The 23,265-nt window shown below is 69.9% G+C and carries 22 protein-coding genes; 9 read left to right on the forward strand and 13 right to left on the reverse strand.

Annotated elements, in window-relative coordinates; all coding sequences use genetic code 11:
* Positions 1–13: 13 nt before the first annotated feature.
* The gene (locus tag AC1HC7_RS00825) at positions 14–670 is read left to right on the forward strand and encodes a hypothetical protein (protein ID WP_479498178.1); all 657 of its coding nucleotides are present in this window, start codon (positions 14–16) and stop codon (positions 668–670) included.
* A gap of 20 nt (positions 671–690) precedes the next feature.
* On the opposite strand, the gene arsA is transcribed toward AC1HC7_RS00825, so the two are convergent.
* The 5 genes from arsA to AC1HC7_RS00850 are packed head-to-tail and all read right to left on the reverse strand — an operon-like array spanning position 691 to position 5,774.
* Positions 691–2,472 carry an arsenical pump-driving ATPase gene (arsA, locus tag AC1HC7_RS00830; protein ID WP_479498150.1) on the reverse strand — a complete coding sequence of 594 codons (1,782 nt, stop codon included), beginning with the start codon at positions 2,470–2,472 and terminating at the stop codon, positions 691–693.
* Between the two features lie 38 nt (positions 2,473–2,510).
* The gene (gene arsD / locus AC1HC7_RS00835) at positions 2,511–2,909 is read right to left on the reverse strand and encodes an arsenite efflux transporter metallochaperone ArsD (RefSeq protein WP_479498151.1); all 399 of its coding nucleotides are present in this window, start codon (positions 2,907–2,909) and stop codon (positions 2,511–2,513) included.
* On the reverse strand, positions 2,906–4,096 hold the full coding sequence (locus AC1HC7_RS00840) for a MalY/PatB family protein (protein WP_479498152.1): 1,191 nt from the start codon (positions 4,094–4,096) through the stop codon (positions 2,906–2,908). The genes arsD and AC1HC7_RS00840 overlap by 4 nt, the downstream gene beginning before the upstream one ends.
* Positions 4,093–4,761 (reverse strand): aquaporin, encoded by a 669-nt coding sequence (locus tag AC1HC7_RS00845; RefSeq protein WP_479498153.1) that lies wholly within the window; start codon positions 4,759–4,761, stop codon positions 4,093–4,095. Before AC1HC7_RS00845 ends, AC1HC7_RS00840 begins: the two co-directional genes overlap by 4 nt.
* Positions 4,758–5,774: a threonine/serine dehydratase gene (locus AC1HC7_RS00850; RefSeq protein ID WP_479498154.1), complete on the reverse strand. Its 1,017-nt coding sequence runs from the start codon at positions 5,772–5,774 to the stop codon at positions 4,758–4,760. The genes AC1HC7_RS00845 and AC1HC7_RS00850 overlap by 4 nt, the downstream gene beginning before the upstream one ends.
* A 99-nt stretch (positions 5,775–5,873) precedes the next feature.
* Here AC1HC7_RS00850 and AC1HC7_RS00855 point away from each other — a divergent pair, with 99 nt between their 5' ends.
* On the forward strand, positions 5,874–6,209 hold the full coding sequence (locus AC1HC7_RS00855; protein WP_479498155.1) for an ArsR/SmtB family transcription factor: 336 nt from the start codon (positions 5,874–5,876) through the stop codon (positions 6,207–6,209).
* A gap of 43 nt (positions 6,210–6,252) precedes the next feature.
* Here AC1HC7_RS00855 and AC1HC7_RS00860 read toward each other — a convergent pair whose 3' ends face one another.
* The 6 genes from AC1HC7_RS00860 to AC1HC7_RS00885 are packed head-to-tail and all read right to left on the reverse strand — an operon-like array spanning position 6,253 to position 13,483.
* A complete protein-coding gene (locus AC1HC7_RS00860; protein WP_479498558.1) occupies positions 6,253–7,827 on the reverse strand; it encodes an indolepyruvate oxidoreductase subunit beta family protein in 1,575 nt (524 codons plus the stop codon).
* Positions 7,824–9,974 carry a thiamine pyrophosphate-dependent enzyme gene (locus AC1HC7_RS00865; RefSeq protein WP_479498559.1) on the reverse strand — a complete coding sequence of 717 codons (2,151 nt, stop codon included), beginning with the start codon at positions 9,972–9,974 and terminating at the stop codon, positions 7,824–7,826. The genes AC1HC7_RS00860 and AC1HC7_RS00865 overlap by 4 nt, the downstream gene beginning before the upstream one ends.
* 12 nt (positions 9,975–9,986) lie before the next feature.
* A complete protein-coding gene (locus tag AC1HC7_RS00870) occupies positions 9,987–10,580 on the reverse strand; it encodes a VOC family protein (protein ID WP_479498158.1) in 594 nt (197 codons plus the stop codon).
* 36 nt (positions 10,581–10,616) lie between these two features.
* On the reverse strand, positions 10,617–11,120 hold the full coding sequence (locus AC1HC7_RS00875) for a MarR family winged helix-turn-helix transcriptional regulator (protein ID WP_479498560.1): 504 nt from the start codon (positions 11,118–11,120) through the stop codon (positions 10,617–10,619).
* A complete protein-coding gene (locus AC1HC7_RS00880) occupies positions 11,117–12,685 on the reverse strand; it encodes a phytoene desaturase family protein (protein ID WP_479498561.1) in 1,569 nt (522 codons plus the stop codon). The genes AC1HC7_RS00875 and AC1HC7_RS00880 overlap by 4 nt, the downstream gene beginning before the upstream one ends.
* 6 nt (positions 12,686–12,691) lie before the next feature.
* Positions 12,692–13,483 carry a cyclase family protein gene (locus AC1HC7_RS00885; protein WP_479498161.1) on the reverse strand — a complete coding sequence of 264 codons (792 nt, stop codon included), beginning with the start codon at positions 13,481–13,483 and terminating at the stop codon, positions 12,692–12,694.
* A gap of 113 nt (positions 13,484–13,596) precedes the next feature.
* Between AC1HC7_RS00885 and AC1HC7_RS00890 the strand changes: the two genes are divergently transcribed.
* Genes AC1HC7_RS00890 through AC1HC7_RS00915 form a run of 6 tightly spaced genes read left to right on the forward strand, consistent with a single transcriptional unit; the run spans position 13,597 to position 20,320 of the window.
* Positions 13,597–15,171, forward strand: coding sequence for a phytoene desaturase family protein (locus tag AC1HC7_RS00890; RefSeq protein WP_479498162.1), 1,575 nt, complete (start codon positions 13,597–13,599; stop codon positions 15,169–15,171).
* A gap of 38 nt (positions 15,172–15,209) precedes the next feature.
* Positions 15,210–16,739, forward strand: a complete 1,530-nt coding sequence (locus AC1HC7_RS00895; protein WP_479498163.1) for an ABC transporter substrate-binding protein — start codon at positions 15,210–15,212, stop codon at positions 16,737–16,739.
* A gap of 60 nt (positions 16,740–16,799) precedes the next feature.
* On the forward strand, positions 16,800–17,810 hold the full coding sequence (locus AC1HC7_RS00900) for an ABC transporter permease (RefSeq protein ID WP_479498164.1): 1,011 nt from the start codon (positions 16,800–16,802) through the stop codon (positions 17,808–17,810).
* Entirely contained in the window at positions 17,803–18,654 is an 852-nt protein-coding gene (locus AC1HC7_RS00905) for an ABC transporter permease (RefSeq protein ID WP_479498165.1), read from the forward strand. Before AC1HC7_RS00900 ends, AC1HC7_RS00905 begins: the two co-directional genes overlap by 8 nt.
* Positions 18,651–19,520 carry an ABC transporter ATP-binding protein gene (locus tag AC1HC7_RS00910; protein ID WP_479498166.1) on the forward strand — a complete coding sequence of 290 codons (870 nt, stop codon included), beginning with the start codon at positions 18,651–18,653 and terminating at the stop codon, positions 19,518–19,520. The genes AC1HC7_RS00905 and AC1HC7_RS00910 overlap by 4 nt, the downstream gene beginning before the upstream one ends.
* Positions 19,517–20,320 carry an ATP-binding cassette domain-containing protein gene (locus AC1HC7_RS00915; protein WP_479498167.1) on the forward strand — a complete coding sequence of 268 codons (804 nt, stop codon included), beginning with the start codon at positions 19,517–19,519 and terminating at the stop codon, positions 20,318–20,320. Before AC1HC7_RS00910 ends, AC1HC7_RS00915 begins: the two co-directional genes overlap by 4 nt.
* A gap of 84 nt (positions 20,321–20,404) precedes the next feature.
* Here AC1HC7_RS00915 and AC1HC7_RS00920 read toward each other — a convergent pair whose 3' ends face one another.
* Both AC1HC7_RS00920 and AC1HC7_RS00925 read right to left on the reverse strand, forming a co-directional pair.
* The gene (locus AC1HC7_RS00920; protein WP_479498168.1) at positions 20,405–21,124 is read right to left on the reverse strand and encodes a hypothetical protein; all 720 of its coding nucleotides are present in this window, start codon (positions 21,122–21,124) and stop codon (positions 20,405–20,407) included.
* Between the two features lie 7 nt (positions 21,125–21,131).
* A complete protein-coding gene (locus AC1HC7_RS00925) occupies positions 21,132–21,497 on the reverse strand; it encodes a hypothetical protein (protein ID WP_479498169.1) in 366 nt (121 codons plus the stop codon).
* A 314-nt stretch (positions 21,498–21,811) separates the two neighbouring features.
* Between AC1HC7_RS00925 and AC1HC7_RS00930 the strand changes: the two genes are divergently transcribed.
* The gene (locus tag AC1HC7_RS00930; RefSeq protein WP_479498170.1) at positions 21,812–23,122 is read left to right on the forward strand and encodes a matrixin family metalloprotease; all 1,311 of its coding nucleotides are present in this window, start codon (positions 21,812–21,814) and stop codon (positions 23,120–23,122) included.
* Positions 23,123–23,265: the final 143 nt, after the last annotated feature.

Below are 23,265 nucleotides of genomic sequence, written 5' to 3' on the forward strand. Positions count from 1 at the left end.
CTTGCCTGACCTGATATCGACCACGGCCGGCCTGTGGCTGGCCGTGGCGGCGAGCGGCCTGTATCACGGCCTCAACCCCGGCATGGGCTGGCCGCTGGCGGTGTCCGCGGCGCTGATGGACCGCAGCGGATCGGCGCTTTTCCGGGCGCTGGCGGCGCTGGCGGTCGGGCATTTCCTGGCCATGCTGGCGATCCTGCTGCCCTTCGCCTTCCTGTTCGGGCTGGTGGAATGGCAGCGCGAAATCCGCATCGGCGCCGGGCTCATCGTCATCGCGCTGGGGGTCTGGATCCTGTTCAACCGCCGGCATCCGCGGTTCCTGTCGCGGATCCCGCCCTCGCGGCTGGCGCTGTGGTCGTTCCTGGTGGCGCTGGCCCATGGCGCCGGGCTGATGCTGGTGCCGATCTATCTCGGCCTCTGCGGCGCCGACGAGACCGACGTCGGACATGCGGCCGCCTCGCTGATCATGTCGCGCGCCGCCGGCCTGTCGCTGGCGGTGGCGGTGCTGCACACCGCGGCGATGATTTCGGCGGGCGGCGGCGCGGCCTTTGTCGTCTATCGCTGGTTCGGGCTGAAATACCTGACCCGGGGCTGGTTCGACCTCGACCTGCTCTGGGCCCTCAGCCTGATCCTGGTCGGCGGCATCGGCCTGACGGCGGCGCTCTGGCAATGATCCCCGGGGCCCGCCCGATGTCAGGCGGCGGGCCGGTCGCGCCGCGCGCACAGGGCCTTCAGCGCCTCCGCGCCCACGGGGTCGCGCGCCTGCATCGGGACCACCGCGAACCGGTTTGACAGGCCGTCGCGCACCGCGGCGATCTGCGCCCGCTCGGCCGCGGCGCGGCGGCGCAGCAGCGGGTGGCCGGTCCCGGCCGCCGCCAGGCTGGCGTTGACGATCCAGGCCCAGGGCTCGATTCCGGCCCGGCGCAGGTCGTCCTGCAGATGCGCCGCCTCCAGCACCGGGGTGGTCTCCGGCAGGGCGACGATCACGATCTTGGTCCGGGCGGGATCCTGAAGCCGCATCATCGGCGTCACCATGCGCGCCTGACGCGTCGCGTCCGCATGGCGCAGGATGTCCTTGTGATAGGACCCCGTGGCGTCGAGCAGCAGCAGCGTGTGCCCGGTCGGCGCCGTGTCCATGATCACGAAGCGTTTCGCGCTTTCGCGGATCACCCGGGAAAACGCCTGAAACACCGCGATCTCCTCGGTGCAGGGGGATCGCAGGTCCTCCGCCAGCATCGCCCGCGCCTCGGCGTCGAGATCCCCGCCCCTGGCGGCCATGATCTGGTCGCGATAGCGCGCGGTCTCCGCCGCCGGATCAATGCGGCTGACGCGCAGGCCGGGCTGATCGCCGGCCAGGGTCTCGGCCACATGGGCGGCGGGATCGGTGGTGGTCAGCAGCGCGTCATGGCCGCGCGCGGCCAGTTCGCAGGCCACGGCGGCGGCCAGCGTGGTCTTGCCGACGCCGCCCTTGCCCATGAACATCACCAGCCCCTTGCCCTGCGCCTCGATGCCATCCACCAGCGCATCAAGCGACGGGTATTCCCGCCCCCCGGGGGCTTCGGGGGCGCGCGGGGCCTCGGGGGCGCGCGGGGCCTCGGGCGCGCCCGCCGCGAACCGCTTCAGCGCCGCGAGCCCGACCAGGTTTTCCGAGCGCAGCGCGAAAACCTCGCGCGGCAGGGCGGCGATCTGCGGCGCCATCTCCGCCAGCGCCGCCCGTTCGCGCCTGAGCAGCGCGGCGGCAAGCGGGTCGCCCGCCGCAGCCGTCGCCATCATGCCGTTGACGGCAAGCTGCTGGTTGGCGATGCCGATCGCGGCCAGTTCGACCGCGGTGCGCGCCACCTCCGCCAGCGCCGCGCGCCGGGGCCGCGCCACCAGCACCAGCCGCGTCGCCGCCCCGTCCGCCAGCCGGTCGACGGCGGCGGCGTAGCGGGCGCGCTGCTTCTCCAGCCCGGCCAGCGGTCCGAGGCAGGAGGCGTCGCCCCGGCCCGCCTCCAGAAACCCGGTCCAGGCGCCCGGCAGCTTCAGCATGCGGATCGTGTGCCCGGTGGGCGCGGTGTCAAACACCACATGATCGTAGCGCGCCGCCAGACGGTCATCGGTCAGCAGCGCGGTGAATTCGTCAAAGGCGGCGATCTCGGTGGTGCAGGCGCCGGACAGCTGCTCCTCGACGCTGCGCAGCGCCGCCTCGGGCAACACGCCGCGCATGGGCCCGACGATGCGCTCGCGGTATTTGGCGGCGGCCCGCTCGGGGTTGATCTCGATGGCGTCGAGCCCCGGAACCGCGGCGATCGGGGTGATCCGGTCGCCGATCGCGGTTTCGAACGCCTGACCGACATTGGAGGCCGGATCGGTGCTCACCAGAAGCACGGCCTTGCCCCGCGCCGCCAGATCGACGCTGGTCGCGCAGGCGAGCGAGGTCTTGCCGACGCCGCCCTTGCCGGTGAAGAACACGAATTTAGGCAGGTCTTTGAACATGGCGCAGATCGCTTTTCGTCAGGGTTTCGGTGTCGGGCTCAGCAGCAGCCGCCGCCCGCCGGGGATTCGCCGCCGCAGCAGCCGGATGCGCGCGCCGGGGCCTCCTGCGACGCGCCTTTCGCTGCGGACGGGCCGTCGACGCCGGCCATGTCCGCCAGTTCGTCGCGCGCCGGATAGCGCCCGGCGGCGGCGAGGTCGTCCCCGACCAGGATCACCGGCAGCCCCTCGACGCCGGCGCTTTCCAGCACCGCCTTGACCCGGTCATTGGCGGCGAAAGCGGCCGGGTCATGCGCGAGGTTGATGCGCGTCACCGCCACGCCGCGCCGCTTCAGCCAGTCGAGATCACCGGCGAAACGCGCCAGTTTCGGATCGACCTGCGGCCCGCACACGCCGGTGTTGCAGCACATTGCGGGGTCAAAAACCGTAAGTGATTTCATTTGCCTGTTCCTGTTTGTCGAGCAACCGCGCCGGCAAGGCGATCCATCGCCGCCGCCAGTCTGGCGCGGGTGCAGGCGAAGTTGAGCCGGGCGAACCCCTCGCCCTCGGGTCCGAAAGCCTCGCCGCGCGTGACCGCCCAGCCGGCCCTTTCGCGCAGAAACGCCGTCAGCTCCGGCGGCGCGAGCCCGAGGCCGCGAAAATCCAGCCATGCCAGAAACGTGCCCTCTGGCTCGATCAGGCTCACGCCGGGAATCTCGTCAAGGCGCGCCCGCGCCAGCGCCAGATTGTCCTGCAGATAGGCCAGCGCCGCGTCCAGCCACGGACCGCCCTCGGTATAGGCGGCCTGCATGGCGACGCTGGCGAAGGCGTTGTTCTTGTTGACCGTCAGGCGGCTGTTCTCGACCTGAAACGCGCGCCGGCGGGCCGGGTCGGCGATCACCGAAAAGGCCGTGCAGCAGGCGGCGATGTTGAAGCTCTTGGCCGGCGACAGACAGGTGATCGCAGTCGCGGCATGGGCGGGGCCGAGCGAGGCGAACGGCGTGAAGCGCCGCCCGGGAAACGCCAGATCGCCATGGATCTCGTCCGCGACCACGAGCACGCCGTGGCGCAGGCAGATCTCGCCGAGCCGCAGCAATTCCTCGCGGCTCCAGACCCGCCCAACCGGATTATGCGGGTTGCAAAGATAGATCATGCGCGCGTCGGGCGCGGCGGCCAGCCGCTCCAGCCCGTCGAAATCCATCGCATGGCGCCCGTCGCGCAGGATCAGCGGGTTGGCGATCGTCCGACGGCCGTTCTCGCGCGCCACGTCGAAGAAATCGAAGAAGACCGGCGGCTGCACGATGATGCCGTCGCCGGGCCGCGTGAACAGCGCGGCGGCGATGGCGAGAATGTTGAGCACGTTGGGCGCGCGCAGCACATGCGCCGCCTCGACCCGCCAGCCATGGCGCGATTCCAGCCAGCCCAGCAGCGCCGGAACCAGCCCGTCGGGCACGGCCTCGTAGCCGAACACGCCGTGATCGAGGCGCGCCTGCAAGGCGGCGCGCACCGGCGGCGGCGCGCGAAAATCCATGTCCGCCACCCCGGCGGCGAACAGGTCGTCGCCCCCCGGCCCCAGCAGCTTCGCATGGGTCTTGAGCGCAGGGACGCGGCGGCGGTCGATCTCGGCGTCGAAGGGCGAGGCGCTCATGCCCGCGCCCAAAGCGGCTTTTCGTCCAGCAGCCAGTTGAAGAACAGCGTGGCCAGCACGGCGGCGACCAGCTGCACCGCCACGAAGGCGGCGATGCTGGCCGGCTCGATCCCGGCGAAGGTGTTCGAAAACCCCCGCGCGACGGTCACCGCCGGATTGGCGAAGGACGTCGACGAGGTGAACCAGTAGGCGGCGGTTACGTAGAGCCCCACCGCCAGCGGCGCCGCCTCGGGCCGCGCCTTCAGGCAGCCCAGGATGGCGCCGATCAGCCCGAAGGTGGCGACGAATTCGCCGACCCACTGGCCAAGGCCGCCGCGCGCCGTGGTCGAGGGGTCGATCAGCGGGTTGTCGAACATCACATGGGCCACCAGCACCCCGGCGACGCCGCCCGCGATCTGCGCGGCGCCGTAGAACGCCGCTTCTCGCGCCGCGATCTCCCGGCGGATGGCGAAGGCCAGCGTCACCGCCGGATTGAAATGCGCGCCGGAGATCGGGCCGAACACCAGGATCAGCACAACCAGGATGGCCCCGGTGGGGATGGTGTTGCCCAGCAGGGCGATGGCCACGTTGCCCCCCGCCAGCCGCTCGGCCATGATGCCGGACCCGATCACCGTCGCCAGCAGCGAAAACGTCCCCAGCCATTCGGCCGTCAATCGTCGGATCATCGCCCGTCCCCCGAAAACCCCGGCGCCCGCCGCAGCGCCGCGCAATAGGCGTCCGCGTCGACATTGCCGCCGGTGGCGACCACGGCGACGGTCCTGCCCGCGACATCGACCCGACCGGCCAGCACCGCCGCCAGACCCACCGCCGCGCCCGGTTCGATGACGACGTTGAAATGCGTGAAGGCGAAGGCCATGGCCATGCGCGCCTCGTCGTCGCTGACGGTCAGCGCCCCGGCCAGCAGCCGCTGGTTGATCGGAAATGTCAGCGCCCCGGGGATGTCGGTCATGATCGCGTCGCAAATGGTTGTCCGGCCCTTCGGATTGGCCAGCCGCCGCCCCGCCTTCAGCGACCGCGCGGTGTCGTCGAAATCTTCGGGCTCGACGCCGAAGACCCGGGTCGCGGGCGACAGCGCCGCCATGACGATCGCGCTCGCCGCGGTCAGGCCGCCGCCGCCGCAGGGCGTCAGGATCATGTCCGGCGCGGCGCCCTGTTCCAGCACCTCCAGCGCCACGGTCCCCGCCCCCGCCAGCACCCGCAGGTCCTCGTTGGGCGGGGTCATGACCCTGTCGCATGCGGCATGAACCCGCTCGGCGACCGCCTCGCGGGTTTCGGCGGCGCGGTCATAGGTGACGATCTCGGCGCCCAATTCGCGGGTGCGGGCCATTTTCGTTCGCGGCGCGTCCGCGGGCATGACGATCAGCGCCGTCGTGCCCAGCAGCCGCGCCGCCAGCGCCACCGCCTGCGCGTGATTGCCCGAGGAACAGGCGATGACGCCGCGCGCCTTCTGGTCGTCGGTCAGCTGGCGCATGCGGTTATAGGCGCCGCGAAACTTGAAGGCGCCGGTGCGCTGCGCGGTCTCGGCCTTGATCAGCAGCCGCGCGGACAGCATGGCGTTGACATCGGGATTTTCCAGCAACGGCGTGCGGATCGCCACCCCGCCAAGCGCCGCCGCCGCGTCCCGCACATCGTCGATGCGCGGGGCGCACGCCCACTGATCGCTGGCACTGTCGGTCATGGCGGCGGCGTCCCGGCTGCAATTCAATTCGGTATTCGCCGAAATATCGAACAAACCCGGCGCATTGTCAAGTTTCGATATTTCGGGTAATGTCAAATTATGGATCAGAACAGGGCGATCGAGGCTTTCGCGGCGCTGGCGCAGGAAACGCGCCTGGCGATCTACAGAATGCTGGTGCGCGAGTCGCCGCGCGCCTTGCCGGTCGGGGACATCGCCCGCCGGCTCGCCATCCCGCCCTCGACGCTTTCGGGGCATCTCGCGATCCTGCGCCGCGCCGGCCTGCTGGGATCCGAACGGCGCCAGCGCGAAATCCTCCATTCAGCCAATATTTCGGCGATGAACGATCTGATCGGCTTCATGCTGGAGGATTGCTGCAACGGGCAGGTCGAGAACTGCGCCCGCATCCTGACCCTGCTGGACGCGCGCGCCGATTGACCGCCGGCGCGGCGCGAACCGCGCCGGAGTCGCGATCGCCGCGTCAGCCCTCCCCGACGAACGAGCCCACGGTGCGCAGGGCCCCGTCCAGCGCCGCGCCGGCCTCGTCCTGCAGCGCCGCGTCGCGCAGGCGGCGGATCCAGTCGGCGGCGTCCTCGCGCCCGGCCAGCAGGGCGGCGGCCCCGCAGACGCGGTCGAATTTCGACAGCCCGCGGGCGTGGGTGTCGGAATAGCCCTTGATCAGCCGGCGGCAGCGCAGCAGTTCCACCGCCAGATCGTAGTTTTCGGCGACATGACCCATGGCCAGCGCCAGCCAGGCCTCCATATGCGCCGTCTCGCGCGCATGGCGCAGGGTTTTAAGCCGCCAGGACCGGCGCCCGCCCAGGGCGTGCAGCGCCAGAAACCCGACAATCCGGTTGGAGCGCAACCGACGCCCGCCGCCAAGCAACCGCCCGATCAGCGCCGCGCGGCGCGCGTCGGCCTCCACCCAGGCGCCGAGGCGGGGCGGCATCAGGCCGATGATTTCTTCGGCCCGGGGGTGGAAATACTCGGTCAGCCGCAACTGCTGTTCGGGGCGCAGCGCCATCTCCCGGTCGATGCGGCGGAAGCGGGCGGCGCGGGTCTTGAGGTCGGCGACCTTGATCAGATCGTCATAGGCCATGGCGTTGGCGAGGTGCTTTGCGGCCTCGCGGGTCAGGACATGCCCGCGCGCGGCGTCGTCCCGCGCCAGCACCCCTTCGATCCGGTCGAGATAGGCGGCGCCATAGGCGACATCCTGAAAATCCACGACCTTTCGCAGCCCGGCTTCCACCATGGGCCGGGCTGCCTCGGGCAGGGTCGCGACCCGCGCGCACAACGCCCGCCAGCCGTCCAGCAGCGCCGCCGGACCGGTGACGCCGGGCGCGGTCTCCTCCGCCGGCGCGTCGGGGCGCGCCGGCGCGTCGGGCGCCGTCGCGCGGGCGAGATCATAGGCGGCGGCGAAAGCTTTCAGGCTCGACTCAACGCCCCGCCCCCCGGCGCGGATCGCCGCCTCGTACGCCTCGCGCGCGAAAGGCAGCCGCCCGGCGGCGGCGAGCGCCCCGAACAGGCTCGCCGAGATCACCGAGCCGTTGTCCAGCGCCACCTGCTCCAGATCCAGCAGCACCAGCTGGCGCGCCGCCAGTTCCAGCGCCGCGCGCACCTCGTCGGAATCGGCGATGCCATCCCCCGGCGCGGTCTTTTCGGACACCGCCAGCGCCCGGTGGGTCGAGGCGATCAGCGTGGTGCGGTCCGGGGTGACGAAGCCGCGCATCACCGCGCGCCCGGCCTCCATCATCTCGGCGGCGATGACGATGTCCACGTCCCCGGCCGCCGGGGCCAGCGAAAACACCGGCGCGCCGCCCCCGCCGGCGGCGGCCATCTCCACATAGTAGATCGTCGCCCCGGTGCGCTGCGCCACCCCGGCCACCGAGGTCGCCTGACAGGCGCAGCCCGCGGCGCGGGCCATGGATTCGATCCAGTTGGTGAGCACGCCGCCGCCCTGCCCGCCCACGGCCATCACCGCCAGCTTCAGGATGCCGTCGAACCCGGGCGTCGGGCGGTCGTCCGCGCCCGCCTGACTGCGGTCATGCCGGGTCAAATCCGCGTGTCTCCGAAATTCAGCCGCGCCGCGCCGCGCCGCGTTTGCAGCCAGCCGATCAGCCGCGCCTGGGCCGCGCCCCACCAGCGTTCCAGCGCGCCGGGATTATGCACCACCTCGGCGCGGTAGAAGGAGGGGCAGAGGATCGCCGCATCCGCCACCTCGCCGCAATTGCCGCAGCCGACGCAGGTCTGGTCGATGCTGGCCACCGGGTCGTCGCGCAACGGATCGTCGAGCCGCTTCAGCGACAGCGAGGGGCAGCCCGACAGGCGGATGCAGGCGTGATCGCCGGTGCAGATGTCCTCGTCCACGCCAAAGCGCGGGACCGCCACCCGGCGGCCCTCGCGCATCGCCGCGGCGCGCTGGGGCTTTTCCCGGCGCTGGCGGTTCAGCATGCATTCCGAGGCGGCGATGATCACCTTGGGCCCGTCGTAATCGGTGCTCAGGGCCTCCTCGATCACCGCGCGCATGGCGGGCACGTCATAGGTGCGGTCGATCTGGCGCACCCATTTGACGCCGACGCCCTCCAGGGCCTTGGAAATCGGGTTGTTGGTGGATTTGCTCGGGTTGCGCGCCCGCGACGACAGCACGTCCTGCCCGCCGGTGGCCGCCGAATAGAAATTGTCGACGATGATCGCCACGGAATCCGAACGGTTGTAGACCATGTTGCCGATCGAGGATGACAGGCCGTTATGCCAGAACCCGCCATCGCCGATGATCGAGATGGCGCGCCGCGCCCCGCCCCCGTCGAAGGCCGCGTTGGAGGCCGGCCCCAACCCGTAGCCCATGGTCGAGCCGCCGATCTCGAACGGCGGCAGGCAGGCGAACAGGTGGCAGCCGATATCGCCGGTGATCTGGTGGCGGCCGCGCGTCTGCTCCACCAGCTTCAGCGCCGCGAAGATCGGGCGTTCCGGGCAGCCGGTGCAGAACCCCGGCGGGCGGATCGGCACCACCGAAGACAGGTCCGGGATCCCGGGCGCCGCGGCGTTGGGGGCGCGCACCCGTCCGGGCAGCATGTCAGGGGCGTTGTCGCGCAGGAAACCGGTCACCGCGTCAAGCATCGCCTGCCCGGTGTATTCCCCGGCCCGGGGCAGCAGGTCCTTGCCCAACAGCCGCGTCGCCGCGCCGGCGCGATACAGCATGGCGCCCAGCGCCTGCTCGATGAATTCGGGCTGGCCCTCCTCGACCACCAGCAGCGCCTCCTTGCCCTTGCAGAAATCGAGGAATTCGTCCTGCACCAGCGGATAGGCGACGTTGAGCACGTAAAGCGGCAGATCGCTGGCGCCATGGATATCGGCGAGCCCGAGGCGCTGCAACGCCCGGATCACGCCATTATACATGCCCCCCTGCATGACGATCCCCACCGGGGCGCGCGCCGGGCCGAACACCTCGTTCAGCCCGTGTTCGGCGATGAAATCCTGCGCCGCCGGCCAGCGGGTCTTCACCTTGTCCTGTTCGTGGGCGTAGGACATGGGCGGCAGCACCACGCGGGAAAAATCCCGGCGCGGCGCGGCCAGCGCGTCGCGCACGCTCAGCGGCGGCCGGCGGTTGTCGCGCGTCTCGAAACTGCCGGTGACGTGGCAGGACCGGATGCGCACCATCAGCATCACCGGGGTGTTCGAAGCCTCGGACAATTCAAAACCCCGGGTCACCGCCCTGACGATCGAAGGCAGGTTGGGGCGCGGGTCCAGCAGCCAGAACTGGGATTTCATCGCGAAGGCGTGGCTGCGCTCCTGCATGATCGAGGAGCCCTCGCCGTAATCCTCGCCGACGATGATCAGCGCCCCGCCGGTGACCCCCGACGAGGCCAGGTTGGCCAGCGCGTCCGAGGCGACGTTGACCCCCACCGGCCCCTTGAAGGTGACCGCGCCGCGGATCGGGTAATGCACGCTGGCCGCCAGCATCGCCGCGGCCGCGGCTTCGGAGGCGTTGGCCTCATAGCGCACGCCCAGTTCGCCCAGCAGGTCCTGCGCGTCGGCCAGCACATCCATCAGGTGGCTTATGGGCGCGCCCTGATAGCCGCCCACATAGCCGACGCCGCTTTCCAGCAGCGCCTTGGTGATCGCCAGGATGCCCTCGCCGGTGAAGGTTTCGCCGGCGCCGAGCCGCAGGTGTTCGACCTCCGCCTTGAATGACCGCTCCGCCACGCGCCCGCTACCTCACTTCGCCGGGTCGCGCGCCGACCACAGGACCGGGCCGCCGCCGGCCTCGTAGGCCATGCCGTCGGGATAGGAGATCGCCTCCATCTGCAATCCCCAGGGCGCGAAGAAATACAGGATCGTCTGGCCCGCCGCCGGCCCCTCCTCGATTGGCAGCGGCCCCAGCAGGGTGCGGATGCCATTGGCGTCGAAATAGGCTTTTGCGGCGGCGATGTCATCGAAATAGAACGCCAGATGATGGCCGCCGATGTCGCTGTTGCGCAAGGTCGGGCTGGCCTGGTCGGGGGCCGCGTAGTCGAACAGCTCGACATTGGCGCCATTGCCGCAGCGCAGCTCGGTGATGCGGTTGATCACCGCCCGGGGGTCCACGTCCAGCAGGTCTTGCATGAACGTGCCCTCGTCGTCGCGGAACGGGCCGAAGCTGGTGGCCTCGACGCAGCCCAGAACCCCGGTGAAGAAATCGACGGCCTGCGCCAGATCCGGCACCGTCAGCCCCACATGGTCCATGCCCCGCATCCCCGGGACCGGTTCGGCCCGCGCGACCGCCGCCATCGACAGCGCCGCGGCGCCGGCGACCAGAACGGCCCTTCGCATCAAGCTTTTCTTGGTTCTCGTCATGGTGTCGTCTCCCTAGAAGTCGTGTTTTCTTATGTTGGCCAGAATCGCCTGCAGCGTGCCGACGAAGGCGCGGCGCTCGTCCCGCCCGATGCCATCGAACATCTGTTCGTAGAACGCCGACATGTGCGGCCACAGGCGCTCATAGGCATTTCGCCCGGCATTGGTGAGGAACAGGCGCGTGGCGCGGCTGTCCTCGGCGTCGGTTTCCCGGCGCACCAGCCCGTCGCGACACAGCGCATCCACGGCGCGGCTGAGGGTGGAGGGCTCGACCACCGCATAGACCGACAGGTCGCGGATCAGCAGGCCGTCGATCACCGACAGCACCGCCAGCGATCGCATCTGCGGCGTGGTCAGCCCCAGCTTGGCCATCTCGTCGCGCAGGCTGGCGTTGTAGCGCCCCATGATCCGGTTCATCAGATAGGGCGCGAAATTGTCCAGCCCGATCTCGCCGAGGCGCGGCGCCGCGGCGTTCGCGCCCGCCGCCGGGCTGGCCAGCCGTTCCCCCCTGGCGCTCATGCCCCCAGCCTTTTGGCCAGATTGAACCCCGATCCGCCGCCCAGCCCCGGCCCGGGATGGGTCGAGGCGCCGATATGGTGCAGGTTGCGCACCGGCGTGGCGTCGTTCACTGAATCCGCGAAGGGCCGCCAGATGAAGAACTGATCTATGGAACAGGCGCCGCCATAGGGGTCGCCGCCCACCAGATTGGGGTTCATCGCCGCCAGATCGGCGGGCGACAGGGCGCGGCGCGCCAGCTTGATGGCGTGGAAATTGCGAATATGGCGCGCCAGGATCGCCTCGATGCGATCGGCGAAGGCCTCGCGCACGGTCTCGTCCCAATCGGGGCCGGATGCGATCTCGCCCGCCGCGTCGCCCTTGATCGCGCGCGGCGCGTCGGGGATCTGCAGCCACAGGATCGCCTTGCCCGCGGGACAGCGCGACGGATCCAGCCGGTGCGGCTGGCCGACGCAGATCGTGGGGGTTTCGGGCAGCATGCCGCGTTCGGCCTCGTTGGCGGATTTGGACACCGCGTCGAGGCCGTCGCTGAGATGGATCAGCGCCACGTCCGCCAGCCCCTCGGCGATCCAGTCCGGGTCGCCGTCCAGCGCGTAATGCAGCTGGAAATCACCGCGCCCGTGGCGGAAATCCCGCGCCGCGCGCCGCTGGTCCGGGCCGGCCGAATCGCGCAGCAGCCGCTCGTAAAGCTGCCCCGGCGCCACCGAGGCCGCCACATGCCTGGCGCGGATCTCCTCGCCCCCGGCGGTCACAACCCCCGCGGCGCGGCCGTTTTCCACCAGAATGCGGTCCGCATCCGTGTTGCAGCGAACCTCGCCGCCATTCGCCTCGATCAGCGCGCGGAAGGCGTCGCCCGCCCGCCCGGCGCCGCCCTTGACCACCGGCGCGCCGGCGGCCTCCAGCGCGAAGGCCACGACCTTGCCCATCTGCGCCGAACAGGCGCTTTCCGGGGTCAGCCCCACATGCAGCGCCCAAGGCGCCCACAGCGCCCGCACGTCGTCGCTTCGATAGCTGGTTTCGAGCCAGCCCCGCGCCGGCGCCAGCGCCCGCCCGCCCCAGGCGGCGAGCCCGCGCAGACCCCGCCGCCACGCCTGCGCCGCCAGCAGCCGCGCCGTGGGCCAGGACCACAGCGCCCCGCCGAGCAGCGCGAACAGGAACGGCGCGTCCGCCTCGATCGCCGCGACATCCGCCACATGCGCGTCGCCGTCCCCCGGCGCCAGCGCGTTCATCGCCCGCCGGTTGGCCTCGCGATCGGTGCTCAGAACCAGCGCGCGACCATCGGGGCGCAGCACCGCCGTGGGTTGGGCCGTGCGGCAGAACTCCAGCCCGTGGCGCGCCAGATCGGCGCCCAGCGCGCCAAAGGCGGGCGAGGTCAGGAACAGCACGAAAGTCGCCGCCATCGCGTCATGGCGAAACCCCGGCAGGGTCAGCTCGTCGCTGCGCATGCAGCCGCCGGGGCGCGCGGCGCGCTCCAGCACCAGCACCCGCCGCCCCCTGGCCGACAGCATCGCCGCGGCCACCAGCGAATTGACGCCCGCGCCGATGAAGATGATCTCGGGGTCGGCCACCGCGCCCTAGCCCTTGGGGACCAGCGCCAGCGCCCGAATCGGGCTGCCGGTGCCGTGCTCGATCTTCAGCGGCGCGGCGATCAGGATCGCGCCCTTGGCCGGCAGGCTGCGCAGATTGGCCAGCGAGGCCAGCCCGAAGCGGTTGTTCTTGTGCAGCAGGTTATGGGCCGGATAGGGCGGGTCCATGCCCCCGGCCTGCCCGGCGTCGGTGCCGATGCATTGCGTGCCCCAGCCGACGACGCCCTTGCCGATCAGGTATTCGATGCAGTCGACGGTCGGCCCCGGCGAATGCGGGCCGGCCTCGTCGGCGTTCAGGAACGCCGCCTCGTCGTCGCCGCGCGAATCCCAGTCGCTGCGCATGACCGCCCATTCGCCTTCGCGGATCTCGCCGTGTTCGGCCTCCCAGGCCCTGACGCCGGCGGCGTCGAGCAGAAAGTCGGGGTCGGCGGCGGATTGCGCCGAACAGTCGATGACGTTGACCGGCGCCGCCAGCCGCTGCACGTCCAGCGTGTCGGTGAAGCCGTCGGGATGGTCCTTGCCGGTGATCCAGTGATGGGGCGCGTCGAAATGGGTGCCGGAATGTTCGCCCAGCACCATCCAGTTCCAGGCGAAGAACGGCCCGTCCTCGTCGTATTCCGAGATCTTGTGGATCTCGACCTTCGGCGTGTTCCTGGCGAAATCCGGCGGCAGCTGGATGATCGGCGTGCGCGGCCCGAGCACCCCGGTGCAATCCACCACCTCGACCTGACCCGACAACAGCAGATTGCCCAGATCCCCTACGATGTCCGATGCCTTCATGCGCCCTCTCCCGTGCTGGCTGATGTCCCGAAGCGGGGTGTCCGCCTTCGACTCAACACTAGACAAGTTTATATGCATTTGCAATTATCCAGTGAAGAGGGGGGCGCGAAAACATGACCACGGACCACGCAGACGCCATTTTCATCGGCGCGGGGCATAACAGCCTCGCCTGCGCGGCGCATCTTGCCGTCAAGGGGTGGCGCGTGGCGATCTTCGAAACCGCGGACGCGCCGGGCGGCGCGGTCAAGACCAGCGAACTGACCCTGCCCGGCTACCGCCATGACTGGGCGGCGATGAACCTGTCGCTGTTCGCGGGATCGGCGTTTCACAAGGAATATGGCGAGGAACTGGCCCGCCACGGGCTGGAATTCGCCCCCGCCGCGCACCCTTTCGCCAGCGTGTTCCCCGATGGGTCCTGGCTTGGCGTCAGCCATGACGCGGCCGCCACCACCGCGCGCATCGCCGCCCTGTCCGCCGCCGACGCCGCCGCCTGGCAGGCGCTGGGCGCCGGGTTCCCGGCAAGGGGCGAGAGCATCTTCAAGCTGCTCAACGGTCCGATGAATTTACATGCATTAGCATTATTAGCCGCGGGATACTTGCGCCGACCCGGGCTCGCGGGCGGGCTCGACCTGATGCGGTTCCTGATCAGTTCGCCGCGCGACTGGCTGGACGAGACCTTTGAATCGGACCGCGTCAAGGCCATGCTCGCGGCCTGGGGGATGCATCTGGACTTCGCCCCCGACATCGCCGGCGGCGCCATGTTCCCGTATCTGGAGGCCATGGCCAACCAGGCCTTCGGCATGGTGCTGGGCAAGGGCGGCGCCGACACGATCGTCACCGCCATGCAGCGCATGATCGAGACCCGCGGCGGGACCCTCGAATGCAACGCGCCGGTGGCGCGCGTCCTGCACGAAAACGGCCGCGCTTCGGGGGTCGAGCTGGCCGACGGGCGACGGATCGCCGCCGACCGCGCGGTGATCGCCAATGTGGCGCCCGGGGCGCTGGCCCGGCTGACCGGCGGCGCCGGCGTCCCGCGCTACGACGCGGCGCTGGCGACGTTCCGGCATGCGCCGGGCACGATGATGCTGCATCTGGCCATGTCGGACCTGCCGGACTGGACCGCCGGGCCGGCGCTGCGCGATTTCGCCTATGTGCATATCGCGCCCTCGATGGATCAGATGGCGCGGGTCTACCAGCAGGCGCGCGCCGGGCTGCTGCCCGACGAACCGGTGATCGTGTGCGGCCAGCCCACCGCGGTCGATCCGTCCCGCGCGCCCGACGGCAAGCATGTGCTCTGGCTGCAGATCCGCATGGCGCCGGGCGACATCAGGGGCGACGCCGGCGGAACCATCGCCGCCGCCGACTGGGCGGGCGCCGCGGCGCCTTTCGCCGACCGCGCGCTCGACATTCTGGAAACCCACGCCCCGGGCACGCGGGCCAAGATCCTCGGGCGGCGCATCGTCACGCCGCTGGATCTGGAGGCCGACAACCCCAACCTCGTGGGCGGCGACCAGATCTGCGGCAGCCACCACCCGTCGCAGCATTTCCTGTTCCGCCCGGCGCGCGGCCACGCCGACGGAACCACCCCGATAAAAAGACTGTTCCACACCGGCGCCGCCGTCTGGCCGGGCGCCGGAACCGGGGCCGGGCCGGGCTTTCTGCTCGCCCGGAAACTGGCCGGAAAATGAAAAGCAAACCAAGACAAAACCACAGGGAGCCCAGACTCATGACCAACATCTCTCGCCGCGGCCTGCTCATGGCGTCCGCCGCCAGCCTGACGCTGACCGCCTTCGCGCCGCCCGCCTTCGCCCAGAAGATCGACGACCTGGTGATCGCCTACAACGTCAACCTGCCAAGCTGGGATCCCACCGTCGGCCTGTCGGCGGTGAACCCGACGATCCAGGGCATCTTCCAGTCGGTGTTCGACATGTTCATCCACCAGAACCCGGACCTGTCCTTCGCCCCCGGGCTGATCACCGACTGGGGCTGGAACGACGACGCGACCCAGATCTACATGGTGGTGCGCGAGGGCGTGACCTGGCATGACGGCGCGCCCTTCACGCCCGAGGACGTGGTCTGGTCGCTGGAACGCGCCGGCGATCCCGAAAGCGGCAACCCGATCCAGTTCATCTGGGGAAAGATCGGCGATTTCGCCATCGACGGCAACCGCATCACCGCCAAGGTCAAGGAATACGAACCCACCATCTTCAAGTGGATGGCGTTTCTCACCGGTTACGTGCTGCCCAAGGCCTATTACCAGAAGGTCGGCGCCGAGGGCTTCGAGGCCGCCCCGATCGGCACCGGCCCCTACATGGTCGAGGCGTTCGAGCGCAACGCCTATGTGCGCCTGAAGGCCAACGAAAACTACTGGGGCGGCGCGCCGGACTTCAAGACCGTGACCATCAAGTTCGTCACCGACGCCGCCAGCCGCGTGGCCGAGATCGAATCCGGCAATTCCCACGTCACCCTGGAAATGGCCTATGAGGAATACGACCGGCTCAAGACCCGGGCCGGGCTTGGCGGCGTGGCGCATCCGGTGTCGGACATCGGCATGATCTTCATCAACGACATCGAGGTCATGACCGACCCCAACGTGCGCAAGGCCGCCGCCCACGCCATCGACAAGCAACTGATCATCGACCGCCTGCTGTCGGGCTACGGGGTCGCCATCGACACGCTGCAGACCCCGGAATACGCCGCCCATGATCCTTCGGTCAAGGTTCCCTACGACCCGGCGCTGTCCAGAAAGCTGCTGGCGGATTCGGGCTATTCAACGGACAATCCGGTGCGCTTCGTCATCCAGACCACCAAGGGCTTCAAGCCCAAGGATTACGAGATCGTCCAGGCCATCGTCGGGCTCTGGCGCAAGGTCGGGATCGAGGCCGAGATCGAAATCTACGAGGTCGCCAAGCATTACGAACTGCGCGCCGCCGACGCGCTCGCCCCCGCCGCCTTCTACAACTGGGGCAACGCGGTGGGCGATCCGACCACCTCGACCGGCTTCGCCATGTTCGGCCCCTCGCCGCATTCGGTCTGGGACGGGCAGAAGACCTTCGACATGATCCTGCCGCTCTGGGGCGAGAAGGACGAGGCCAGGCGCATCGAGGGCTGGAAGGCGGTCGATCGCTGGATCGCCGAGGACGCCGAAGTGATTCCGCTGCTGCAATACGTGCAGCCGATCCTGCACGCCGCGGGGGTGAAGGTGACGCCGCACGCCTCGGGCGCGCTGCTGCCGCATCTGATGACCCGCGCCTGACGCCGCCGAAACCCCGGGGGCCGCGGCGCGCCCGCGCCCCCGCATTTGCGCAAAGACCCCATGCTGATCCTGAAACGCATCCTGCTGCGCCTGCTGAGCACGCTGGTCACCCTGTTCGGGGCGGCGGTGGTGGTGTTCGTGGTGATCCGCGTGGCCCCCGGCAACCCCATCGCCATGATGCTGCCGCCGGGGGCGTCGGAGGACGACATCCTGCGGCTCAAGGCGCTCTACGGCTTTGACAAATCCATTTTCGAACAATTCGTGATCTGGCTGGGCGGCGTCTTGCGGGGGGATTTCGGCATGTCCATTTCCACCCGCCAGCCGGTGGCGGCGCTGGTGCTGGGCCGGCTTCCGGCGACGCTGGAGCTGTCGGCGATGGCGCTGGTGATCGCGCTGGTCATGGGCGGCGCGCTGGCGCTGACCGGCGCCCGCATGCGCGGCACGAAGACCGAGGCCGCCATCGACATCGCCAACGGCATGGCGCTGTCGACGCCGGATTTCCTGTGGGGGCTGGCGCTGATCCTGCTGTTCGGGGTGCTGTGGCCGGTGTTCCAGATCTCGGGCCGGGTGTCGCCGGGGCTGGATTTCGAATTCCTCACCCCGTTCTACCTGTTCGAGAGCGTCATCCGCCTGCGCTTTGACATCTGGCTGGATCTGGTCAGCCACATGCTGATGCCGGCGCTGGCGCTGGCGATCCCGCTGGCGGCGATCGTCGCGCAGCTGCTCAAGCAATCCCTGAAGGAAACCATGCATCTGGATTACGTGACCCTGGCGCGCACCAAGGGCTATGGCGAGAACCACGTCATCATCCGCGAGGCCCTGCCCAACGCCCTGCTGCCCACCCTGACCCTGGTCGGGGTGCAGTTCACCTTTCTGATCGGCGGCACGGTGATCATCGAGCGGCTGTTTTCCTACGAGGGGCTCGGCAACATGGCGATCGACGCCATCATCAACCGCGACCTGCCGCTGATCCAGGGCATCGTCATCCTGTTCGCGCTGATCTTCACCGGGGTCAATCTGGCGGTGGACATGACCTATGCGCTGCTGAACCCGCGGCTGCGGCATGGCTGATCCGCAATCGCCCCCGCGCCGGGGACTGGGCTTGCGGCTGTGGCTGTCGGGGGGCTGGCTGGCGCTGCTGACGCTGGCGGCGCTGCTGGCGCCGTGGATCGCGCCGCAGGACCCGCTGGCCCAGGACCTGTTCGCCATGCGCCTGCCGCCGTTCTGGGCCGACGGCGCGCAACCCGGATTCTGGCTGGGCGCGGATTCGCTGGGCCGGGACGTGCTGTCGCGCATCGTCTACGGCGCCCGCGTGGCCCTGACGGTTGCGCTGGTCGCCGGCGCCGCCACCTGCATCGTGGGCGCGACGCTGGGGCTGGTCGCCGGCTATTGCCGCGGCTGGGTGGATCTGGCGGTGTCGCGGCTGATCGAGATCTGGATGGCCTTCCCGCCGGTGCTGTTCGCGATCCTGCTGATCGCCGTGCTCGGCCCCGGGCTGTGGTCGATCGTCATCGCCATCGTGGTCATCGACTGGACCCGCTTCGCCCGCGTGGTGCGCGCCGAGGCGATGAACCAGTCGGCCATGGATTACGTCGCCTCGGCCCAGGTTGCCGGGCGTTCGCGGCCCGGCGTCATGCTGGCGGAGATCCTGCCCAACGTGCTGTCCACCATCGTCACCATGCTGACGCTGGAAATGGGCGTCGCGGTGATCGTCGAGGCGATCCTGTCCTTCGTCAACCTGTCGATCTCCACCGATTTCCCCACCTGGGGCGGGATGATCGCCGAGGGGCGGCTGTCGATCCATCAGGCCTGGTGGGTGCTGGCCTTTCCGCTGCTGGCGCTGTTCCTGACGGTGCTGAGCTTTTCGCAGCTGGGCGAAGGGCTGAAAGACCGCTTCGATCCGGTGCTGCGATGACCGAAGCGTTCCTGCGCATCCGCAACCTGTCGGCCCGGCTGCGCCACGGCCCGCGGATCCTGCGCGCGGTGTCGCTCGACCTCGACCCGGGCGAGGCGCGCGGGCTGGTGGGCGAAAGCGGCGCCGGCAAGTCGATGATCGGCAAGGCGGTGCTCGGCACGCTGCCCCGGGCGATCCAGATCACCTCGGGCGAGATCTGGCTCGGCGGCGAGAACCTGCTGACCCTGCCCCCGGCGCTGTGGCGCAAGCGCATCGGCGCCCGCGCGGCGCTGATCCCGCAGGATCCGCTGACCGCGCTCAATCCCTCGCGCCGGGTGGGGCCCCAGATCACCGACCGGCTGGTGGACATCCTCGGCTGGCGGCGCGGCGACGCGCAGGCCCGGGCGCTGGAGCTGCTGGACGAGGTGCATATCCCCGACCCCGCGCGCGCCATGCGATCCTACCCGCATGAATTGTCGGGGGGCATGCGCCAGCGCATTCTCATCGCCTCGGCCTTCGCGGCGGAACCCGAACTGATCATCGCCGACGAACCGACGACGGCGCTCGACGTGGTGGTGCAAAAGCAGATCCTGCGCCTGATCCGCGAGATGCAGCGCCGCCACGGCGCCGCGATCCTGTTCGTCACCCATGATCTGGGCGTGGCGTCGAAGATCTGCCAGAGCCTGTCGATCCTCTACGCCGGCAAGGTGATCGAGGAAACCGACATCGCCAGCTTCTTCGCCCGCCCCGCGCATCCCTATTCGGCGGCGCTGCTGGCGGCCACGCCCAAATACACCGACCCGGCCAGCAGCCTGCGCCCGGTGCCCCAGGCGGTGATCGACGCGGTCAGGGCCGAGATCGCCGCCTTCGATCGGGCCGCGCCATGACCGCGCCGCTCTATGAAATCCGCGATTTGCGCCTGTCCTTCGCGGATATGGCGCGCAAGCCGCTGCTTGGCGCGGCGCCGCGCGTCGAGGTGCTCAAGGGCCTGAGCTTCGACATCCCCAGGGGCGAGATCCTGGGGATCGTCGGCGGCTCGGGATCGGGGAAATCGACGCTGGGCCGCGCGCTGCTGCGGCTGCTGGAACCCGACAGCGGCGCCATCCGCTTTGACGGGCGCGACATCACGCATCTGGACGAAACCGCGCTGCGCCCGACCCGCAAGCGGTTCCAGATGATCTTCCAGGACCCCATGTCGTCGCTGAACCCGCGCCGTCGCATCGGCGGCATCATCGCCGGGCCGCTGCGCCTGCACGGCATGGATCGCGTCGCGGAGCGGGTGGGCGACGCGCTCGATCATGTGGGCCTGGCGCGCGGCTTCGCCCGGCGCTATCCCCACGAACTGTCCGGCGGCCAGCGCCAGCGCGTCGGCATCGCCCGGGCCATCGCGCTGCGCCCGGATTTCATCCTCGCCGATGAAATCGTCTCCGGGCTCGACGTGTCGAGCCAGGCGCAGGTGCTCAACCTGCTGGAGGACCTGGTGCGCGAGCTGGGTCTGACCCTGGCCTTCATCAGCCATGACCTGTCGGTGATCCGCCGCCTGTGCCGGCGCATCATCGTCATGCATCGCGGCGAGATCGTCGAAACCGCCGACACCGCGACGCTGTTCGACGCGCCCCGCAGCGCCTATGCGAAGGAATTGCTGGCGGCGATCCCGCTGCCCGATCCGGATCAGCCATGGTTCTGAGCCCCCGGGCTCAGACGCGCGCCAGCGGCGCCGGGACGCGGGGCTTGCAGACCTTGCGCACGCAATTGCCGCAGGATGCGCAAGTCACGCCAGCCCCGCAATGATCGGATAGGCGGCGACCATGGCCGCGACCCCGACCAGGATCGCCACGCAGGCCACCCCCGCCTGAAGCAGCCCGAACAGCCGCGCCGCGCCGGTCTCGGCCTTGCCCAGCGGCCAACTGGCGGCGAAAGTCAGCGCCGCCATGCCCAGGATCGACCCGACCCCGAACACCAGCACATAGGCGATCGCCGTCACCGCGTTCTGGGTCGCCGCCGCCGCCAGCGCCACCAGCCCGGCCGAACCGGCGGCGCCATGCGCCAGCCCGATCAGATAGGCGCGCGGCGAAAACCGGGCGCTGTGGCTGTGGTCATGGGGGTTGTCGCGATGCGGCGCCCGCGCCCCGGCATGGCTGTGGGCGTGGAAATGCCGCCGCCCGTCGCCATGGTCGTGCAGGTGGAAATGGATGCGCGCGCGGCGCAGTTTCCAGACCACATGCGCGCCGAGCCCGATCAGCATGATCCCGACGCCGAATTCAAGCCCGGCGGCGATGCGATCGGTCAGGATCGCCCCGAACAGGATCGCCGGCAGGGATATCAGCAGCAGCGTGGTGGCGTGGCCCATGCCCCAGCTCGCCCCCAGCAGCGCCAGCCGTTTCGGCGAGGCCCCCCCCGAAGAGGCCAGCGCCCCGATCGCCGCCAGGTGGTCGGTCTCGAAGGCGTGGCTCATGCCCACCAGCAGCCCGAGAATCAGAAAGCTTTCCATGAGGTCCCTACCAGATGCCTGGCGAATGCGGGGCGATGGCCCGCCCGCCCGTCCATCGACGCCGCGCATGCCGCCGAAACCGGTCTTCCCGACGACGAAGCCCGGATCGTCCTCCGCCGCTTCGCCGATCGCCGCGAGGTCTGACGGGGGCGAGCGCGCCGTCGCCCTCGCCCCGCCCCGCCAGCCTGGCGTCGCCGGCGATCGCCGGCGGCTGCGAAATCCTGGTCTTCGGGTTCAACCGCCGCGCGCAATCCATGCCTCGTTCCACGTCGAAATCCAGATAGGGCGGCGGGTCGGTCCCGGTCGGCGGCGTCAGGTCGGCGGCGTGGACCATGTCGGAATATCTGATCGGCTTGTCCTCGCTCTCGGTCATCGACAGGACACCACCTTGCGCGCGTCGCCAAGGTCGAAACCGGCGGGGCGGAGCAGATTGCCGACATTCCCGATGAACAGCACCGCGTCCGCGATGTCCAGACCTTCCGGCGCGGCGCAAACCACCTCGGGCGCGCAGGGCCATGGCGGCGCCTGTTTCGCAATTCGCGCAGGCCCATTTACAACGCGCCAAGGCTCCACCACTCTGGCCCCCTGGCAAAATGCGCGCATATGCCCTGTCAGGGCCACGCATTGCGGCCTCGATGATCGGCGATCGCCCGGATCGGGGCGCGACCACGGATGACGGCGAATGACATGCTGAAATGGACAGGCGTGATCACGTGGAATTTCAGCCGTTTTTCCAATGCATTCAACGAACTCGACTTTCGCTTCACCCGACCCGAGAACATGCGGCTCGTGCGTCAGGCCTTTGAATCCTGGGATTCCGTGCTGAACATCCGGTTCAGGGAGGTGTCGGACGCCAACGCCAACGCCGAAATCCAGATCGGCTGGAAGCGCATCGACGGCCCCGGAAACACGCTTGGCGAGGCGGTCTGGAGGTCTCAATCCGGCGAACTCTCGCGCGCCGCCATCCGCTTTGACGCGGAGGAAAGCTGGGGCTCGAACGCCCGCCGCGGCGGCGACGGCTTCATCGCCGGTTCGAGCATGTATGCCGTGGCGCTGCACGAAATCGGCCACGCGATCGGACTCGAACATGATCGCGACCCGAACACCGTCATGCACGCCGTCATGTCCGAACGGCTGGGCCTGACCCCCAGGGACATCGCCGCAGGCGCGGCGCTGTATGGATATCGCGCCAATGCGGACGGCTTTCGCGATCTGCGCGGCGGCGATCTGGACGACCGCCTGCTGGGCGGGGGCGATGCGGAACGCATGCACGGGTTGGGCGGCAGGGACGTGATCCGCGGCGCCGGCGCCGATGACGAACTGTTCGGCGACGCCGGCGGGGATCAGCTGTTCGGCGATGACGGCGACGACCTGCTGCGCGGCGGCCGCGGCAAGGACACCCTGTTCGGGGGCGATGGCGACGACCGGCTTTTCGGCGGCCAGGGAAAAGACGAGATCAGGGGCGGCGCCGGGCGCGACCGCCTGTTCGGCGAAATCGGCGGCGATCGGCTGTATGGCGGCCAGGGGAAGGACGCGCTGTTCGGCGGCGAGGGCCACGACCTGCTGTTCGGCGGCGCCGGGGGCGACCAGCTGTTCGGCGCCGCGGGCGAGGACCGGCTGAAGGGCGGCGCGGGCCATGACCTGCTGGTCGGCGGCGCCGATGACGACAGGCTGTACGGCGGCGCCGGCGGCGACCGGCTGAAAGGCGGCGCGGGGCGCGACGCGTTGTTCGGCGGCGCCGGCGGCGACACGCTGGTTGGCGGCGACGGGGCGGATGAATTCCATTTCCGTCCCGGCGACGGGCGCGACACGCTGCGCGGCTGGCAGGACGGCCTTGACAGGATCGTCGTCGACAGCGGCGCGCAGCGCTTCGGCCAGATCCAGATCACCCAGCGGGGCGCGCATGCGCTGGTGGTCTACGGCGACTCCGGCGACGTCATCAAGCTGATCGGAATCGACGCGGATGACCTCGACGCCGGGGATTTCCTGTTCGGCTGAGGCCGCGGCGACGCCGGTCTTCGGCGCGCCCAGCCCCGGAAAACCGGTTCGCGCATCCTGTGCGCGACACTTGATCCAGAACATGGCATGCTGGCGCCCCGGTCGGCTAGAAGCGTGGCCGCAGCCCCATCGCGGGCCCATGC

The organism is Oceanicella sp., assembly GCF_056449545.1.

Bases quoted from the DNA above. Each gene is read 5' to 3' on its own strand.
- AC1HC7_RS00885 (WP_479498161.1), bottom strand. From the start codon at position 13,483: ATGAAGGCATCGGACATCGTAGGGGATCTGGGCAATCTGCTGTTGTCG.
- AC1HC7_RS00840 (WP_479498152.1), bottom strand. From the start codon at position 4,096: ATGAGCGCCTCGCCCTTCGACGCCGAGATCGACCGCCGCCGCGTCCCT.
- AC1HC7_RS00845 (WP_479498153.1), bottom strand. From the start codon at position 4,761: ATGATCCGACGATTGACGGCCGAATGGCTGGGGACGTTTTCGCTGCTG.
- AC1HC7_RS00925 (WP_479498169.1), bottom strand. From the start codon at position 21,497: ATGACCGAGAGCGAGGACAAGCCGATCAGATATTCCGACATGGTCCAC.
- AC1HC7_RS00900 (WP_479498164.1), top strand. From the start codon at position 16,800: ATGCTGATCCTGAAACGCATCCTGCTGCGCCTGCTGAGCACGCTGGTC.
- arsA (WP_479498150.1), bottom strand. From the start codon at position 2,472: ATGTTCAAAGACCTGCCTAAATTCGTGTTCTTCACCGGCAAGGGCGGC.
- AC1HC7_RS00875 (WP_479498560.1), bottom strand. From the start codon at position 11,120: ATGAGCGCCAGGGGGGAACGGCTGGCCAGCCCGGCGGCGGGCGCGAAC.
- AC1HC7_RS00870 (WP_479498158.1), bottom strand. From the start codon at position 10,580: ATGCGAAGGGCCGTTCTGGTCGCCGGCGCCGCGGCGCTGTCGATGGCG.
- AC1HC7_RS00890 (WP_479498162.1), top strand. From the start codon at position 13,597: ATGACCACGGACCACGCAGACGCCATTTTCATCGGCGCGGGGCATAAC.
- AC1HC7_RS00915 (WP_479498167.1), top strand. From the start codon at position 19,517: ATGACCGCGCCGCTCTATGAAATCCGCGATTTGCGCCTGTCCTTCGCG.
- AC1HC7_RS00920 (WP_479498168.1), bottom strand. From the start codon at position 21,124: ATGGAAAGCTTTCTGATTCTCGGGCTGCTGGTGGGCATGAGCCACGCC.
- arsD (WP_479498151.1), bottom strand. From the start codon at position 2,909: ATGAAATCACTTACGGTTTTTGACCCCGCAATGTGCTGCAACACCGGC.
- AC1HC7_RS00855 (WP_479498155.1), top strand. From the start codon at position 5,874: ATGGATCAGAACAGGGCGATCGAGGCTTTCGCGGCGCTGGCGCAGGAA.
- AC1HC7_RS00850 (WP_479498154.1), bottom strand. From the start codon at position 5,774: ATGACCGACAGTGCCAGCGATCAGTGGGCGTGCGCCCCGCGCATCGAC.
- AC1HC7_RS00905 (WP_479498165.1), top strand. From the start codon at position 17,803: ATGGCTGATCCGCAATCGCCCCCGCGCCGGGGACTGGGCTTGCGGCTG.
- AC1HC7_RS00910 (WP_479498166.1), top strand. From the start codon at position 18,651: ATGACCGAAGCGTTCCTGCGCATCCGCAACCTGTCGGCCCGGCTGCGC.
- AC1HC7_RS00895 (WP_479498163.1), top strand. From the start codon at position 15,210: ATGACCAACATCTCTCGCCGCGGCCTGCTCATGGCGTCCGCCGCCAGC.
- AC1HC7_RS00930 (WP_479498170.1), top strand. From the start codon at position 21,812: ATGCTGAAATGGACAGGCGTGATCACGTGGAATTTCAGCCGTTTTTCC.